This is a genomic window from Paenibacillus sp. FSL P2-0089 (genome assembly GCF_038595095.1).
GTDB lineage: Bacteria > Bacillota > Bacilli > Paenibacillales > Paenibacillaceae > Paenibacillus_AQ > Paenibacillus_AQ silagei.
Window position 1 is genome coordinate 2,938,465 of sequence record NZ_CP152006.1, and the last position, 15,575, is coordinate 2,954,039.

Annotated in this window: 15 protein-coding genes; 12 read left to right on the forward strand and 3 right to left on the reverse strand. The window is 55.4% G+C overall.

Going from position 1 to position 15,575, the window contains the following annotated elements; genetic code table 11:
* Positions 1-26 precede the first annotated feature (26 nt).
* A complete protein-coding gene (gene cax, locus NST69_RS11965; RefSeq protein WP_076074340.1) occupies positions 27-1,097 on the reverse strand; it encodes a calcium/proton exchanger in 1,071 nt (356 codons plus the stop codon).
* A gap of 154 nt (positions 1,098-1,251) precedes the next feature.
* Here cax and NST69_RS11970 point away from each other — a divergent pair, with 154 nt between their 5' ends.
* Complete coding sequence (locus NST69_RS11970; protein ID WP_036695005.1) at positions 1,252-1,617, forward strand: Asp23/Gls24 family envelope stress response protein; 366 nt, start codon at positions 1,252-1,254, stop codon at positions 1,615-1,617.
* Between the two features lie 101 nt (positions 1,618-1,718).
* On the opposite strand, the gene ftsW is transcribed toward NST69_RS11970, so the two are convergent.
* Positions 1,719-2,987 carry a putative lipid II flippase FtsW gene (ftsW, locus tag NST69_RS11975; RefSeq protein ID WP_339313923.1) on the reverse strand — a complete coding sequence of 423 codons (1,269 nt, stop codon included), beginning with the start codon at positions 2,985-2,987 and terminating at the stop codon, positions 1,719-1,721.
* On the reverse strand, positions 2,984-3,331 hold the full coding sequence (locus tag NST69_RS11980; protein ID WP_342549403.1) for a YugN family protein: 348 nt from the start codon (positions 3,329-3,331) through the stop codon (positions 2,984-2,986). Before NST69_RS11980 ends, ftsW begins: the two co-directional genes overlap by 4 nt.
* 240 nt (positions 3,332-3,571) lie before the next feature.
* Between NST69_RS11980 and NST69_RS11985 the strand changes: the two genes are divergently transcribed.
* The 11 genes from NST69_RS11985 to NST69_RS12035 all read left to right on the forward strand — a co-directional run bounded on the left by NST69_RS11985 (position 3,572) and on the right by NST69_RS12035 (position 15,356).
* Positions 3,572-4,753, forward strand: coding sequence for an amidohydrolase (locus NST69_RS11985; RefSeq protein ID WP_342549404.1), 1,182 nt, complete (start codon positions 3,572-3,574; stop codon positions 4,751-4,753).
* Positions 4,754-5,029: 276 nt separating this feature from the next.
* Entirely contained in the window at positions 5,030-6,742 is a 1,713-nt protein-coding gene (locus tag NST69_RS11990; protein ID WP_342549405.1) for a DNA repair helicase XPB, read from the forward strand.
* Positions 6,742-8,862 carry a helicase-associated domain-containing protein gene (locus NST69_RS11995; RefSeq protein WP_342549406.1) on the forward strand — a complete coding sequence of 707 codons (2,121 nt, stop codon included), beginning with the start codon at positions 6,742-6,744 and terminating at the stop codon, positions 8,860-8,862. The genes NST69_RS11990 and NST69_RS11995 overlap by 1 nt, the downstream gene beginning before the upstream one ends.
* A gap of 46 nt (positions 8,863-8,908) precedes the next feature.
* On the forward strand, positions 8,909-9,346 hold the full coding sequence (locus NST69_RS12000; protein WP_036729443.1) for a YlbF family regulator: 438 nt from the start codon (positions 8,909-8,911) through the stop codon (positions 9,344-9,346).
* A 42-nt stretch (positions 9,347-9,388) separates the two neighbouring features.
* A complete protein-coding gene (locus tag NST69_RS12005; RefSeq protein WP_036694997.1) occupies positions 9,389-9,652 on the forward strand; it encodes a YlbG family protein in 264 nt (87 codons plus the stop codon).
* 65 nt (positions 9,653-9,717) lie between these two features.
* A complete protein-coding gene (locus NST69_RS12010; protein ID WP_342549407.1) occupies positions 9,718-10,203 on the forward strand; it encodes a MarR family transcriptional regulator in 486 nt (161 codons plus the stop codon).
* A gap of 159 nt (positions 10,204-10,362) precedes the next feature.
* On the forward strand, positions 10,363-11,613 hold the full coding sequence (locus tag NST69_RS12015) for an MFS transporter (protein ID WP_342549408.1): 1,251 nt from the start codon (positions 10,363-10,365) through the stop codon (positions 11,611-11,613).
* Between the two features lie 239 nt (positions 11,614-11,852).
* On the forward strand, positions 11,853-12,821 hold the full coding sequence (locus NST69_RS12020) for a GGDEF domain-containing protein (protein ID WP_342549409.1): 969 nt from the start codon (positions 11,853-11,855) through the stop codon (positions 12,819-12,821).
* Positions 12,822-12,939: 118 nt separating this feature from the next.
* Entirely contained in the window at positions 12,940-13,377 is a 438-nt protein-coding gene (locus NST69_RS12025) for a hypothetical protein (protein ID WP_342549410.1), read from the forward strand.
* Positions 13,378-13,462: 85 nt separating this feature from the next.
* The gene (locus NST69_RS12030) at positions 13,463-14,362 is read left to right on the forward strand and encodes a selenium metabolism-associated LysR family transcriptional regulator (RefSeq protein WP_036729432.1); all 900 of its coding nucleotides are present in this window, start codon (positions 13,463-13,465) and stop codon (positions 14,360-14,362) included.
* An 82-nt stretch (positions 14,363-14,444) separates the two neighbouring features.
* Positions 14,445-15,356: a PHP domain-containing protein gene (locus NST69_RS12035; protein WP_342549411.1), complete on the forward strand. Its 912-nt coding sequence runs from the start codon at positions 14,445-14,447 to the stop codon at positions 15,354-15,356.
* The last annotated feature ends 219 nt before the right edge of the window (positions 15,357-15,575 follow it).

A 15,575-nucleotide genomic window follows, 5' to 3' on the forward strand; every position in this document is an offset into this window, starting at 1 on the left:
TTACAATTATTTATAAGTTTTGTGTTTCAGACCAGATAGAACGATACACCGAGAATCAAATAGACCGCCAGCAGCAGGAGACCTTCGTACCAGTTGGTTGCGCCGTCCTGAATAATCGATTTGGCGATGAACACCGATACGGCAATCGCTACAATCTCAATCGTGGTGAAGACAATCGACATGGTGTTGCCCATGAAGTAACTGGCGAAGATCAGCACAGGGGCGACGAACAGGGCAATCTGCAGACTGCTGCCTACGGCGATCTCGACTGCGGCTCCGATCTTGTTCTTCATGGCGAGCATAATGGCAGCGCTGTGTTCTGCGGCGTTACCGATAATCGCTACAAGGAATGCGCCGACGAACAGCTCACTGAAGCCGAAGCGTTCGGTGAGAGTCTCCAGCGTGCCGACCAGCCACTCACTGACGAAGGCGACCATGACTGTGGCAAGGACCAGGTAGAGGATTGAACGGTTCCGGGACCAGACAGGAGCATGCTCATTCGGCAGCTCTTCCGCAGTATCGTCTGTAACATCCGCCAGGTACTTCTTGTGTGTGATCATGGAGAAGACCAGCCAGGCGAGGTAGGCGGCAATCAGGAGGCCGGCGACGACAAGGCTAAGCACATTGGTGTCTTTCTCGGTGATGGAATGCGTGTTGAAGAACATGGCGGGGACGAACAGGGCGATAACCGCAACGATCATCAGTGAGCCGTTCAGACCAGCGAGTGTGACATTGAAGTTCTGAACCTTGAACTTCATGCCCCCGGCAAAAATACTGAGTCCGAGGACGAGCAGCAGGTTGCCGATGATGGAGCCGGTCAGACTTGCTTTGACCATGTCAAACAATCCTTCCTTGACCAGGAAGAAGGCGATGATCAGCTCGGCCGCATTCCCGAAGGTTGCGTTCAGGAACCCTCCAAGCCGTTGTCCGGCATAGTGGGCTACACTCTCTGTGGCCCGGCCGAGGAACCCGGCCACGAAGATGACCGAAACGGCAGACAATATGAACTGAAGGGTATGATCCCAGTTCGCGTAATGCCCTATGGCGCTGAGGATGAAGCTGATGACCAGCAGCGCCGGTGAGATCCATTTTTTCAAGGTTAAGCACTCTCCAGTCTCTATATGTAGGTTGAATTCATAATCAATATACCCAAATTGTTCCTGACTGTAAACGGGGGTGAGAGAAAGTCATTTGCTTTTTAGGCCGCTTTGGAATTACAATAATTGATAATGAGAGTAGGGGGGATATGGCATGGCAGAACAGCTTCAACTGGAATTGGGAAATATACGGATATCGAATGACGTTGTCTCAAAAATTGCCGGCCTGGCCGCGCTTGAGACTCCCGGAATTGCAGCCATGTCTGGCGGTTTGTCAGAGGGCTGGGCAAAGCGCCTGAGCGGCAAGAACGTGCAAAAGGGTGTTACTGTCGAAGTTGGCCAATTGGAAGCCGCAGTAGATCTGCGCATCATCGTACTGTACGAAACGCCGATTCATGAAGTGTGCCGCATGCTTCAGCAGAATGTCCGCGAGGCTGTGGAGAGTATGACCGGGCTTCACATCGTAGAGGTTAACGTTAAGGTCGAAGGCGTAGCCTTCAAGAACGACGAGATTTCTTAAGCACAATTATATTAGGCATCCATGCAAAAGGCAGTCCGGAATATATTCCGGACTGCCTTTCTACTTGTTGGCTCAACCCTCTTTTGTATGTAGGTAGCCTCTTAGCGTGCGCGGGTGCCTGCACTTCTGTTGTTGCGTACCTGTCTGACCGTAGTCACAGACTTCACCACTTCCTCCTTAGCCGGACGGTTGGTCTCCCGTGAGATGCTGAGCATGATCCCCATGCAGAGCATGGTGACGAGCAGCGAGGAGCCGCCGTAGCTGATAAAGGGCAGTGTAACCCCTGTAAGCGGAATGGTATTGGTCACACCGCCGATATTGATGAAGGCCTGAATGGCGATGAGCCCCATGATTCCGATGCCGACCAGGGTGCCGAAGGGATCGGTACACCGCAGTGAAATCAGAATCCCTCTCCAGATAAAATACAGATAGAGCAGCAGGAACAAGGCTGTTCCCACGAAGCCGAGCTCCTCACCGATGACGGAAAATATAAAGTCAGTGTAAGGATAAGGAAGGTAGTGAAGCTTTTGGATACTCTTACCAAACCCGGAGCCTTGTGTTCCGCCTTCGCCTAGGGCGATAAGGGATTGCATGATATGATAGCCGTTGCCCGAGGCATCTTTCGCCGGATCAAGGAAGGCTTCAATACGGCCCTGACGGTAATCCTGCTTAATCTCAGCCTTCTCGGTGTGCGGCGACAGGGAGTCAATGGCGGTCTTGGCTCCCCAGACGAGAGCCACGCCCAGAATCAACAGGCCAATCGAGCCCATAATGTGCTTCATACTGGCGCCGCCTGCATAGATGATCAGTCCGCTGGTTGCGACAAGAATCATACAGGAGCCTAGATCCGGCTGAAGCATAATCAGTCCGGCTACGATGCCGACGATAATCATGACAGGGATATACCCTGTCCGCAAATCGCGCAGGCGCTCGCCTTTTTTGGTGATCAGGGCAGCCAGGTAGAGAATGATAGAGATCTTGGCCAGCTCGGTAGGCTGAATGCCAAGGGTTCCGATACTCATCCAGCTCTTGGCACCGTTAATCCCCTCGGTGGTGGCTACGAACAGCAGCAGGACGAGTGTAATCACGAAGATCGGGGCATACCATTTCTTGAATTTGCTGTAGTGGATATTCATTACCACGAACATGATGAAGCTGCCCAGCACAGCCCAGATCAGTTGTTTTTTGACGAAGAAAAAGGCATTATTGCTGTATTTCTCACTGGCAAGGGTTAAGCTGGAACTGGAGCTGAACACCATCAGCAGGCCGAAGCCCACGAACAGCAGGGTGAGAATAAGCAGCTGGAAATCGGGCGTTCCTCTTTTGGGCGGGCGGGCTTTGGAGGCCGTCTTTCCCTTCGCGGCACTCAAACTTCCAGCAGCGCTTTCAATTCATTGATATGCTTCCGGGCTACCTCAAGCACCGGCTGAGGCACCGGGGATTCATATTCCAGCCCGTGGGGGAATGTGGCCTTGCCCAGATAGACGGCTTCAATCGCCAGTACCGCATCTGACTTCTCCAGCTTCCCCTCCACAGCGCGGGTATTAATGCGCAGGAAGTATTCGCCGCCGTCCTTGCGGTCTTCGATCTTGCAGTCATAAGTCGCGCGGTAGTATTCCCATTGCCATCTGATGAATCCTGCCTTGGAGGCACTCTCGTCGAGATAAAGAAGGTCGCTCTTCAGTCCTTCGAGGCCCGTGTTCTCAAATATCATAGCGCACAACTCCCCTTAATGAAGTATAATGATTCATTTGTAATTAAAATTTGTTATTGTTCTTCCTCATGATAGTCTGTTTCCCGGGGTTGTGCAAGGTAGAACAGGCTGATTAATACCCACTTTTTTGCGTTTCTGCTACAATAAAAGAAAGTTGGCAGGCTGCGGAGCGGACAGAGCTCAAGGGCTTGCCCCGCAGGCTTATCCGCAGGATGCTGTCAGAGAAGGGAATGGAGAGTTATGGAGAGGTTAGAGATCGGGGAACTGCTCCCGGAAATGATCAAATGGCGCCGCCATCTGCACCGTCATCCGGAGCTGTCCTATCAGGAGAAGGAGACCTCCGCTTATGTCGGGGCAAGGCTCACGGAGCTCGGGATTGAGGTCCTGCGGAGTGCAGCAGGCTACGGATTGACAGGCATACTTAAGGGCCGGGAGACTGGCAGAACGGTAGTCCTGCGTGCAGATATGGACGCGCTGAGTATTACGGAGGAGAGCGGCCGGGAATATGCTTCCCAGCATCCCGGGGTTATGCATGCCTGCGGGCATGACGGGCATACCGCCATGCTGCTGGCTGCGGCGGCGTATTACAGCTCCCGCCGGGAGGAACTGAGGGGGGAGATCCGCTTTCTGTTCCAGCCGGCGGAAGAGGTCTGTCCCGGCGGTGCAGTGGACATGATTGCGGAAGGCGTGCTAGCGGGTGCGGATGCTGTCTACGGGCTGCATCTGTGGACGCCGTTCCCGCTCGGGACGGTAGGCAGTGCGCCGGGGCCGCTGATGGCTTCGGCCGATGAGTTCTTCATTGATCTGGTCGGCCGGGGCGGACACGGCGGCATGCCCCACCGCACAGCAGACAGCATTGTGGCTGGTGCGGCACTGGTTACCGGGCTGCAGACGATTGTCAGCCGCAACGTTGATCCGCTGCGCCCTGCTGTGGTCAGCGTGGGAACGCTGCAAGGCGGTTCCGCCCAGAATATCATTGCCGAGCGCTGCCGGATTACCGGGACGGTGCGGGCATTTGATGAAGAGACACGTCATCTGATCCGCCGACGCATTGAAGAGTTGGCGGCGTCCATAGCCGCAGCCTATGGGACGGAGGCGAAGGTGGACTATCTGATGGGGTACCCGCCGCTGGTGAATGACATTGCTGAGTATGAACGCTTCGCCCGTGTTGCCCCTGAGGCGCTGGGTACAGATGCCCAAGTGATGCTGATGGAGAAGATTATGCCGGCGGAGGACTTTTCCTATTATGTTCAGGAGATTCCCGGCTGCTTCATCTTCGTCGGTGCGGGCAACGCGGCCAAGGATGCCGTCTATCCGCACCATCACAGCAAATTTGATTTCGATGAGGATGCTATGCTCTATGGCGTGAAGCTGCTGGTCGCTATGGCCGACTCCTGTCTGAATGAGTCCTTATCCGTATAAATGTTACCGCTCCAGGAAAAACTACTCTCAAATGCCATGGTTACGTGGACAGGAGGGTTCATTCTTGAAGACAGTCAAAGAAGTGATGACCGAGCAGCCTGTGCCGGTTACTCTGCTGGACAATATCTATGAGGCTGCGAAGCTGCTCCATGAAATCTCACAGCAGCAGCAGCTGCATTAATAGAATGACGAGTGGCTCATATCCGTTTGGCGGAGGTGGGCTTTTTCGTTGTAGGGACAAATGTGAACCACTATAGCACACAAGGAGGGAATAGGATGAGCGGAGCAGGGGCGGGGCCATGCATCACACGGAATGACCGGACAATTCTGCTGGAATGCGGACATCCGGGATTTGAGGAGGCGCGGACGGTTCTAAGCGGATTTGCCGAGCTTGTCAAAAGTCCTCCAGCCTACCACACTTACCGGATCACGCCGTTGTCCCTATGGAACGCCGCAGCCGGGGGACAGACAGCGGCAGAGGTCATTGAAGGACTGCGCAGGCTGTCCAGGTGGGGCATTCCTTCCGAGGTCGAGGGGGAGATGGAGCTGCTGATGTCCCGTTACGGAAGCTTGCATCTGCACGCGGATGAGAGTGATCCGCAGCTTGTTACGTTAACCGCTGACCGGGCGAGCCGGCTGGATGAACTGGATGACTCTCAGAAGCTGAAGGAGCTGGGCCTGCGCCGGACCGGGGAGCTGCATAGCCATTGTCCGAAGATGAACCGGGGTCTGCTGAAGCAGGAGTTGGCCAGACTGGGTTATCCGGTTCTTGACTATGCCGGGTACCGGGACGGGCAGATGCTGAAGTTAGCCTGGCAGGAGTCTCTGGGGAACAACGTCCAAGAAGGCAGCAGCGGGTTCCGGCTCCGGGATTATCAACGGGAGGCTGTCCGAAAGTTCCAGGGAACCGGCGGACATGGCGGTAGCGGTGTGGTCGTGCTGCCCTGCGGGGCAGGCAAAACAGTTGTCGGCCTTGCGGTGCTGGAGCAGCTGCAGTGCGAGACACTGATCCTTACTTCAAGCACGACTTCAGTAGAACAGTGGCGCGGGGAACTGCTGCTGCGGACCACGCTGAGCGCAGATGAGGTCGGGGAATACACGGGAGAGCACCGGGAGGTGCGGCCGGTAACCGTTACAACCTATCAGATGCTGACCCACAGGCGCTCCAAGGGAGGAGCGTTTGTCCACATGAATCTGTTCCATGAACGAAACTGGGGGCTGATTATCTATGACGAGGTCCATCTGCTTCCGGCACCTGTCTTCCGGGCGACCGCAGATATTCAGGCTACGCGGCGGCTGGGGCTGACAGCAACGCTGGTCCGGGAGGACGGGCGGGAGGGGGATGTGTTCTCCCTGATCGGCCCGAGATGCTACGACCTGCCATGGAAGGTGCTGGAGCGGCAGGGATGGATTGCAGCTGTCGATTGCATCGAGGTCATCGTTCCGATGAACCAGAAGCTGCGGCAGCAATATATGTATGCCGGTGCGAAGGAACAGTTCCGGCTGGCGGCCGGTAATCAGGCTAAGGCGCAGGCCGCAGCGCAGATTGCTGCGGCGCATCCCGCAGCGTCGATTCTAGTGATCGGCCAGTACCTCGACCAGCTGGAGCAGATGGCGCTGGAGCTGGCGGCCCCTCTGATCACGGGCAAGACTCCGCAGAAGGAGCGGAATGCGCTCTACGCTGCGTTCAATGATGGCAAGCTGCCGGTGCTAATTGTCTCCAAAGTTGCGAACTTTGCTGTGAATCTGCCGGATGCCTCGGTAGCAATTGAGGTATCCGGCGCCTTCGGCTCCCGGCAGGAGGAGGCTCAGCGGCTGGGCCGAATCCTTCGCCCGAAGCCGGGGGATAACCGGGCGTATTTCTACACGCTGGTCACGGGAGACAGCCGGGAGCAGGACTTCGCCCTGCGCCGCCGGATGTTCCTGACAGAGCAAGGCTACGAATACGGGGTCCGGATGCTGGACCCGGCGGAAGGAGCTGTTCTCTGATGGAACTGGAACCGGCAGATGATATCGGCAAGCTGTCTGCGGATGCTTGTGAAGTGCTGCTGCGGATAGCGGCAGAGCATGCGGCTTCGCCATGTACAGCGGATTCTGCAGAGCGGCTGCGGCCTGAATTCCTGTGTAGAGCCGAGCAGTTGCTGGCCCTGGAGGAACTGCTTCACACCGGGATGCTGGAGCTGCGTCAGAAGGTGTGGGGGGAGCGGCTGTATCAGATTCCGCAGCAGCAGTATCCCTTGATCCTGCGGAGCTTCTGGACGGGCTGCCCGCAGGTGCGGGTGGAGGGGGCAGTCCGGGTGGAGCATGCAGCGTGTTCAGAACTGGCAGGGGAGCTATTTCAGGGACTGCTGTTCATAGCCCAGGAAGGCCTGCCTCTGACATCTAAAGGAGTGATACATAAGAAGCAGCTTGGCCGGTTAGCCGGAAGGTTGTCCATATCGGAGGAGTCTCTGGCCCTCCTTGAGTCCTCGGCCGGTCACCAGAGCTATCCGCTGCCGGTTACATTAATCATTGATCTGCTAAGCGTATTGGGGCTGATTACCCGCGATAACAGCGGGTATGGAGTAGACAGACCGATGCTGCAACGCTGGCTGGCTCTTACCGCACAAGAGATGACGGATACGCTCTACACCTTGGTAATCAGCCGCTACGGTGCTCCGCTGCCTGAAGAGCAGCATTTCAGACATTTGTTCTCGGCAGCAGAGTTTAAGACGGACGAGTGGTTTGCGGTAGAGCCTGTTCTAAGCTGGATGAGACAGAATGGTCTAGCCGGGGAGCAGCCTGTGCCAGGGGCAGCTGGGACAGGCTCAGACTCAGGGCTTAAGCAGGCGTCACTTGCCTGGATTCGCCTTCTGGCCGCCTTCGGCTGGTGTGAGCTGGGGTCTTCAGCAGAAGGAGCGGAGTGCTTCCGCTGGAAGGCAAGGAAGCCGCAGCTGACCAGACATAGCCTAGGAATAACCCCGCAGCATCAAGAGGGTGCAGAAGAAGCGGACAGTAACCCGGAAACAGCCAGCAGCAGTCCAAGCATAGCCTCACACAGCCAAGCAATCCTGGACAGCGCCGCCGAAGCTCAAGATACCGTCCTCAGCCCGCAGAGACCCGTAGCAGCTGAAGCCGCATGTAGCCCGCTGCCGCAGGCATCGGCTTCCGCGTCCCCCGGCTTCATTGTTCAGCCGGATTTCGAGGTGCTGGTACCACCGGAGGTCGCTTATACGGTCCGCTGGACCTTGGCCGGGTGTGCGGAGCTGCTGCATCACGAGGATCTCTGGAGCTTCCGGCTGACCCGTGAGCGGCTGGAAGCCGCGGCGGACCAAGGGTTCGCCCCGGGTGAAGTGATCTCCTGGCTGAACGCCCATGCCGCCGGAGGATTGCCGGAGCAGGTCATACTGGCGCTAAGGCAGTGGGCCAGAGCGATCGGGCGGACCGAACTGGCGGAGGTTCTTCTGCTGTCCTGCGCCGGAGAGCAGGAGGGCGAGATAATCGCCGCCCATCCCCGGCTGCAGGACATCGTTACCCGCATCGGCCCGCTCCACTTCATCGTCCGGCCGGAGGCTGCCGGGCAGCTGCGCAAGGAGCTAGCAGCCGCCGGTCTGGCGCCGTCCGTAAGGGCCGGAGACCTGAACGGGGTTGCGGGCCAGCAGCGGCTGTTCGAGCTGTCTGGGCCGGACGAGCCAGCGCTGCGCTACGAGCTCCCTGCCGCAGCCGGGGAACGGGGCCTGCTGGGAACGGGACCGTCCCCGAAGCTCCTGCCGCTGGACAGGGGCGGCCCCCCGATGCTGGAGCTGCCGGGTGAGGAGGCCATGCCGCAGATGTGGTTCAATCAGTGGAGGCAGTATCATGTCACTACAGCGCAAAAGGTAATGGAGCAGGCCCTAAGCTGGGGAATCAAGGTCCGGCTCTCCTACGGGGGCAAGGCGGCGGATTTCATTCCTGAACGGATCAGCGGACGCCCATGGAAGGTACGGGGCATTCTGCTGCTCCCGGGAACGGAGACGGCAGAGGAGACGGAGCTTGCAGCGGAGGACTGGCAGGAAATTCAGCTGCTGCATCCGCTTAAGCACAGAAATTCTTCTTCTGCTGAGGCGGGCGGATATGTTATGATAAGGTAGTCTATCGCTGCGGTAGAACATTAAATGCAGAAAAGAGTTGAAGTTCATGAGCGTAGCGGAATTAAATACGGTCGATATGGCTGAAGTGCTGACATACGCCTATGAATTAGGCGATATGATTAATCAATCCGCAGAAGTGTCGGATTACCTATACTGGAAGGGACAGGTAGATAACCATCCCCAAATCCAGGCCATGATCAAGCGGCTGCAAGGCAAGAAGGAGCTGTTTGACGAGACACAGCGGTTTGGTCATTTTCACCCGAACTATCACTCGGCCAAGGATGAGGTTGAGGCTGTAGAGCGGGAGCTGGAGCAGTTCGAAGCGGTGGTCCGCTTCAAGAATGCGGAGAAGACGCTGGATGATATTCTTCATTCCATGTCTGAGGCGATCGCATTCTCGGTCTCGGACAGTATTAAGGTTCCCAGCAATGATCCGTCCCCCAAAGGCGGATGCGGCAGCGGCGGCAAATGCTCCTGCGGATAAGCTGACCCGTGAGGAGATAGAGAAAGAGAGGCGGATGAGCTTATGTTTGCGGAACGGACAGGTTATATTGTATGGGTTAGCGACGTCAAGGCGGCGCGCAACCTGGAGAAGTACGGCACATTGCACTACGTTTCCCGTAAAATGCACTATGCGGTAATGTACGTCAATGCGGAGCGCGCCGAGGAAGTCATGAAGAATGTCCGCAGACTTTCTTATGTGCGCAAGATTGAGCGTTCGTACCGCAATGAACTGAAGACGGAATATACCAGCAACGGACCGGACAAGTCCAAGTACTACGGTCTGTAGTTCAAGGATAAGGGTTATTTAGACAGACGCCGCTGGCGTCTGTTTTTTTAAGAGGGGGACCACCAATGAACAAAGAGGAACAGGTCTTAACCGCTTTCCGGGAATTATTCAATAAGATGAGCTGGCTGAATAAGTCCAAGATGGAGATCAGTCTTAAGGGTAATAAACCCTCTGAGGTGCACTGTATTGAATACATCGGACGACATGCAGACGTCAACGTGACCAAGCTTGCAGAGGCCTTGTACATGACCAGAGGGGCGATCAGCAAGATTACACGGAAGCTCCTGCACAAGGGGCTTATCGAGAGCTACCAGAAGCCGGACAATCAGAAGGAAATCTATTTCAGGCTAACTGGTCAAGGGAAGGCTGTGTATCAGATCCATGACGAATTGCACCGTGAGTTTCGGGAGCGGGACAGACCCGTGTTTGAGCAGGTGACCGATAGCCAGTATGCCGGTATGCTCAGCTTCATGGAGAGGTACAATAGGCATTTGGATGAAGAGATTAAGAAGCAGGAGCTGGAGCTGGAGAACAGCATGGAAGAAGATTAATTTCCCCTCTATACTTCAGCAGAATATTACAGGCAGAGTTACTTTCACCCGGCAGGGTGTTTTTTTATGCTCAATAATTTGTTTCCTCGGAATCAAAAATGTGCTAGGATGATATTGTTTCTTAGGAAACAAATCATAAACTCTAAGGAGAGAAGATACATGTCCACATCCAAACCAGCTGACAATCAAGATCAACCTTCAGAACCAAAAGTAGATAAGCACGCGCTTATATTCGGTCTAATCTCAGTATTTTTATGCGGAATAGGCTTCAGTATCATAGCTCCTGTGGTTCCATTCCTCGTCCAGCCTTACATTAGCGATCCCGGAAAACAAGCGGTGATGATTACCCTGCTGACCTCAGTGTATGCGGCATGCCTGTTCTGTGCGGCGCCTGTGCTGGGTGCGCTGAGTGATAAATACGGACGACGTCCTTTGCTTCTGCTATGCTTGCTGGGTTCTGCTGCCGGTTACTTCATATTTGGCCTTGGAGGGGCTTTATGGGTGCTGTTCGCCGGGCGGATCATTGAAGGGATCACAGGCGGGAGCATCGGTACAATCTTCGCTTATTTTGCAGACATTCTTCCGCCGGAGCAACGGACCAAGTACTTTGGCTGGGTGAGCGCGGTGGTAGGGGCCGGTACTATTATTGGTCCGTCGATGGGCGGGCTGCTGGCCAAGTTCGGGTATTCGGTGCCCATGTATGCTGGCGCAGCGGTAACATTACTGAATGTGGGTTATGGCTTCCTGTTCATGCCCGAGAGTCTGGAGAAAAGTAAGAGACTGAAGGCAATCCCCTTAGTCAGGCTGAACCCCTTCACGCAGCTTGCGAACCTGCTGTCCATGAAGAACCTCAATAGACTGTTTGTCTCCGCCTTCCTGCTGTGGATACCGAATGGCTCATTCCAGGCTATTTTTTCACAGTTCACATTGGATAATTTCAGCTGGAAGCCGGTGATCATCGGATTGATGTTCTCCATCATGGGCTTGCAGGATATCCTGTCCCAAGGATTCATTATGCCGAAGCTCCTGAAAAGATACAGTGACCGGCAAATCGCCCTCCTCGGAATGGTCTCGGAAATTGTTGGATATGTCCTGTTTGCGTTGTCAGCCTTGTTCGCCTTTTATCCTCTTTTTATCGCGGGGATGTTTATCTTCGGCTTCGGCGATTCGGTCTTCGGGCCCTCGTTCAACGGAATGCTGTCCAAATCTGCCGCAGCGGGCGAGCAGGGACGGGTTCAAGGGGGCAGCCAATCGATTCAGGCGCTGGCGAGAATGATCGGGCCTCTGGTTGGAGGACAGCTCTACGTGTCACTTGGACCGGCTGCACCGGCATTCATGGGGGTGATCCTCATTGGAGCGGCGATCCCTGTGCTGTATACGATTAACCGGGCAGGAGCATTGTCGAAATAGGTCGTTAGTGTGAAAAAAGGTGCGCAGAAGGCAATGCCCTGGCCCGAAGTTTATCCCTGCTTAATAATTCCAATCTATGCTGAAGAGAAGTTATTGAATTCAGGAAGACAGGCATACGGGGGATTAGATGAATATGACAGGGACCCTTGGCTATGCGCTCGGGAGACCGGCTCATCGGTCTGAGTGTGGAGCGCTTTCGTCTCCAGTGCTCCAGTATCCAGTCAAGGGAGGGTGTAAGCATGTTTCTGCAGATCGGTGAAATCGCTGAACAAATCCCGGACATTTCGATTCATCACAAATGCGGGTTTGTGGACCAGATTTTCAAAAGCAATCCCCAGCTCCAAGGCGTAGCCGTAACAGAAAACGGGCGCACCGCCGGATTGATTATGAGGATCAGCTTTTATCAGAAAATAGGTACGCTGTATGGGTATACGCTCTATATGGGCAGACCTGTGGAACTGGTGATGGACAAGAATCCGCTGGTGGTGGACTATAACACGCCGATTATTGAGGTAAGCAGGCAGGCGATGTCGAGGCAGGATGAGAATCTGTACGACTATGTGATCGTGACTCATGAAAAGGCCCTGTTCGGAGCGGTTAGCGTAAGGGATCTGCTGCTTAACTTCGCGGAGATTCAGGCGGTGGCCGCCAGCTTCCTGAATCCGTTAACAGGGCTCCCGGGGAATATCAGCATTACCGAGTGGATGGTGAAGACGCTGCTGCAGGATGAATTCAGTGTACTCTACATCGATCTTGACCATTTCAAGGCGTACAACGACACCTACGGTTTCAAGGAAGGCGACCGTATGATTCAGGCCACTGCGGAGCTGCTAAAGCATGAGGCGCTGCGGATGAACGGATTCCTGGGGCATATCGGCGGGGATGATTTTATTATTTTTATCAGCGATTATCACTACGAGGAATGCTGCAGAAGCATCATCGCGGCGTTCGATACGGCGGTTAAGGATTTCTATCATGCCGGACATCTGGCCCAGAAATACGTGCTGACCGAGAGCCGTTCGGGACAACTGGAGGAGATCCCGCTGGTCACGATCTCGATTGCCGTGGTTACGAACCGCAGCCGCCGGTTTGCTTCCATTGAGGAGCTGTCTGTAGAGGCGGCCCGCTTCAAAAAAAGCTGCAAAATGATCAGAGGCAGCAGCTATGTCGATGACAGCGATATCAGTATGCACCGGACGGGCAGCTGAGGTTTCGCCATGTAACTCTCCCGGGGATGGCGGTATGCTTGAACAACGGCCGTCAATGCGGTAAGATTGACAACAATAAGAGCATGCCAAGACCCTTTTTACGTGGAGTGTGATGACTATGCAGGGCAAGGGGATGGACTGGTGGGGGGGGCACGAACCCTTCCATATCATGCTGAATAACTACGGGATTGCCGACATCGTGCTGACCCGGCATGCCAAGAGCCGTTATGCGGACCGGGTAGCTGCTGAGGACAGCGGAAATGTGGAGGTGACCGCCTGGATCTGGCAGGCCCTGAAGCAGAACCGGCTGAGGCCTTACTCGAACAGTGATTATAATGCCTATCTGATCGATAATGATACGGTGATCGTGGTTGATTTCAGGCAGCTTGAGGGCGTCACGGCCCTCTCCGGAGAGCCTCTGTATGTCATGGTAATCGTATCTTTTCTGGGCAAAATATCGGTGACTCCGCAGCTCCGGGATCTCAAGCGATACTATTCCTGGCTGCGACATTCCCGGCGCATGAAGCTGTCCAAGAAACGCCGCAGGCGCAAGTAGGATACTTGAAACGAGGGAGGCATGCGGCTTAGGGCTGCGTGCCTTTTTGCTTGAAGACTGAAATTAGCGAAGGAGTCAGTAACGTATGAATTTTCATCAGCTTCATATTTTCTATACCGTGTCCGAACGGGGCAGCTTCTCGGCGGCGGCGCAGACTCTGCATATGACCCAGCCTGCGGTGACGATGCAGATTCAGGCGCTTGAGGATTATTTCGGAACCAAGCTGTTCGACCGTTCCACCAAAAAAATCATACTCACCGAGGCCGGCCTGACGCTGATGCCGTTCGCGGTGCGCAGCATGCAGCTGATGCGCGAGACGGATCAGGCGATGTCGGCCTTCACCCACATGCTGGAGGGCCGCCTGATGCTCGGAGCCAGCCTGACCATCGGTGAATATGTGCTTCCCCGCCTGCTGGGGCCCTTCGGCAAGGAATATCCGAATATCTCGATTATGATGAAGGTGATGAACACTTCACAGATTATGGATGAGATTCATAAGCATCAGCTGAATTTCGGGCTGATTGAAGCGCCGGTCTCCCACCCGGACATGGTGATTGAGCCGGTAATGGGCGATGAGCTGAAGCTGATCGTGCCCCATGAGCATCCGCTGGCCGGTCAGGCGGAAGTGACGCTGGCGCAGGCGCTCGCCTATCCATTCGTGCTGCGCGAACGCGGCTCGGGCACACGGCGGGTGATGGAGGAGCAGCTTGAGGCTAACGGGCTTGACCCTGCAGCGATGCAGATTGTGATGGAGCTGGGCAGTACCGGGGCGGTGAAGTCGGCGGTAGAGGCAGGGCTGGGGATTACAATTATCTCGACCTCCTCGGTCAAGCATGAAGTAGCGCTCGGCCTGCTGAAGATTGTCAATCTGACGGATGCCTCCTTCAAACGGCAATTCTACGCTATTCATCTGAAATCGACCTTGCTGCCGATCTCGGCGGTAACCTTCCTAAGCTTCCTGCGCCAGCATGCCGGCGGACAGTAACGGATATGCATAGCTAGCTGCGTGTAGCTGCATGTAGCTGCATGAAAGCATGTAAACTTACTTGAAAGAACGGAGGAATTCCATGACAGACCCTACAAGTCATAGCGGGCATTCAGAGGCGGAGTTAGCTACAGCGGGTCTTGCTGATACAGCCGGCAGATGCGACCTGCACACCCATACCCAGGCCTCGGACGGCATGCAGCCGCCGGCAGAGAATGTGCGGCTTGGTTACGAGGCTGGATTGGCAGCGCTAGCCATTACCGATCATGATACGGTCAGCGGAGTAGCGGAAGCACTGGAAGCAGGCAAGCGGTACGGGATTACTGTAGTTCCCGGTGTAGAGATCAGCACACGGCAGAGCGGCAAGGAGATCCATGTCCTCGGTTACTATATCGACATAGAACAGGAACTGCTGTTGTCCCGCCTGGAGGAGCAGCGGGGTATCCGGCTCGGGCGTAATGAAGCAATTTTGGAGAAGCTGCGCGGGCTGGGCATTGCGATCACCTTGGAGCAGGTAGTGTCAGGGCTTGGCCGGGAGCTGAAGCCTGATGAGAGCATAGGCCGCCCGCACATCGCGGATGAGCTGGTCCGGCTGGGTGCAGCCGGAGATATGCGGGATGCCTTCGACAAGTATCTGGGCGAAGGGGCGGCGGCCTATGTCTCGCCTCCGCGCATTACCCCGGAGACGGCCTGCCAGTGGATTCGTGAAGCAGGAGGTGCAGCGGTGTTGGCCCATCCGGGAATCTACGGGGATGACGCACTGGTGCGCAGAATCGTGGAGGAATGTGATTTGGACGGCATCGAGGTGTATCATTCCGATCATGGCCCGGCAGAGCATGAGCGCTACCTTGCACTGGCTGCGGAATTCGGCCTGCGGGTAACCGGCGGCTCGGATTTCCATGGTGCGCGGCAGGGCGTTGTTTTCCACGGGGATCTCGGCAGTGTGAGTGTGCCTGCCGCTGTGCTGGAGCAGCTTAAGGCTGCCAGAGGCTGACTGTAGGACACAGCAAAGAGCGCAGGATACAAAAACACAAAACGCCAGACACAAGACACAAAACACAAAACACAAGACACTAAAAACCTCCGACCCTTAGCGCAGGCGCTACAGGACGGAGGTTTTTTGGTAGGAGCAATCCTTACTGTTAGTAAAGCGCATGATCAGTAAGAGGAAACCACCTACTATTGTGTTCGGTTTTCCGCATACAATGTGCCG

Bases quoted from the DNA above. Each gene is read 5' to 3' on its own strand.
- NST69_RS12000 (WP_036729443.1), top strand. From the start codon at position 8,909: ATGAGCGTAGCGGAATTAAATACGGTCGATATGGCTGAAGTGCTGACA.
- NST69_RS12035 (WP_342549411.1), top strand. From the start codon at position 14,445: ATGACAGACCCTACAAGTCATAGCGGGCATTCAGAGGCGGAGTTAGCT.
- NST69_RS12010 (WP_342549407.1), top strand. From the start codon at position 9,718: ATGAACAAAGAGGAACAGGTCTTAACCGCTTTCCGGGAATTATTCAAT.
- NST69_RS11995 (WP_342549406.1), top strand. From the start codon at position 6,742: ATGGAACTGGAACCGGCAGATGATATCGGCAAGCTGTCTGCGGATGCT.
- NST69_RS12020 (WP_342549409.1), top strand. From the start codon at position 11,853: ATGTTTCTGCAGATCGGTGAAATCGCTGAACAAATCCCGGACATTTCG.
- NST69_RS12015 (WP_342549408.1), top strand. From the start codon at position 10,363: ATGTCCACATCCAAACCAGCTGACAATCAAGATCAACCTTCAGAACCA.
- NST69_RS11970 (WP_036695005.1), top strand. From the start codon at position 1,252: ATGGCAGAACAGCTTCAACTGGAATTGGGAAATATACGGATATCGAAT.
- NST69_RS12025 (WP_342549410.1), top strand. From the start codon at position 12,940: ATGCAGGGCAAGGGGATGGACTGGTGGGGGGGGCACGAACCCTTCCAT.
- NST69_RS12030 (WP_036729432.1), top strand. From the start codon at position 13,463: ATGAATTTTCATCAGCTTCATATTTTCTATACCGTGTCCGAACGGGGC.
- NST69_RS11980 (WP_342549403.1), bottom strand. From the start codon at position 3,331: ATGATATTTGAGAACACGGGCCTCGAAGGACTGAAGAGCGACCTTCTT.
- NST69_RS12005 (WP_036694997.1), top strand. From the start codon at position 9,389: ATGTTTGCGGAACGGACAGGTTATATTGTATGGGTTAGCGACGTCAAG.
- NST69_RS11985 (WP_342549404.1), top strand. From the start codon at position 3,572: ATGGAGAGGTTAGAGATCGGGGAACTGCTCCCGGAAATGATCAAATGG.
- NST69_RS11990 (WP_342549405.1), top strand. From the start codon at position 5,030: ATGAGCGGAGCAGGGGCGGGGCCATGCATCACACGGAATGACCGGACA.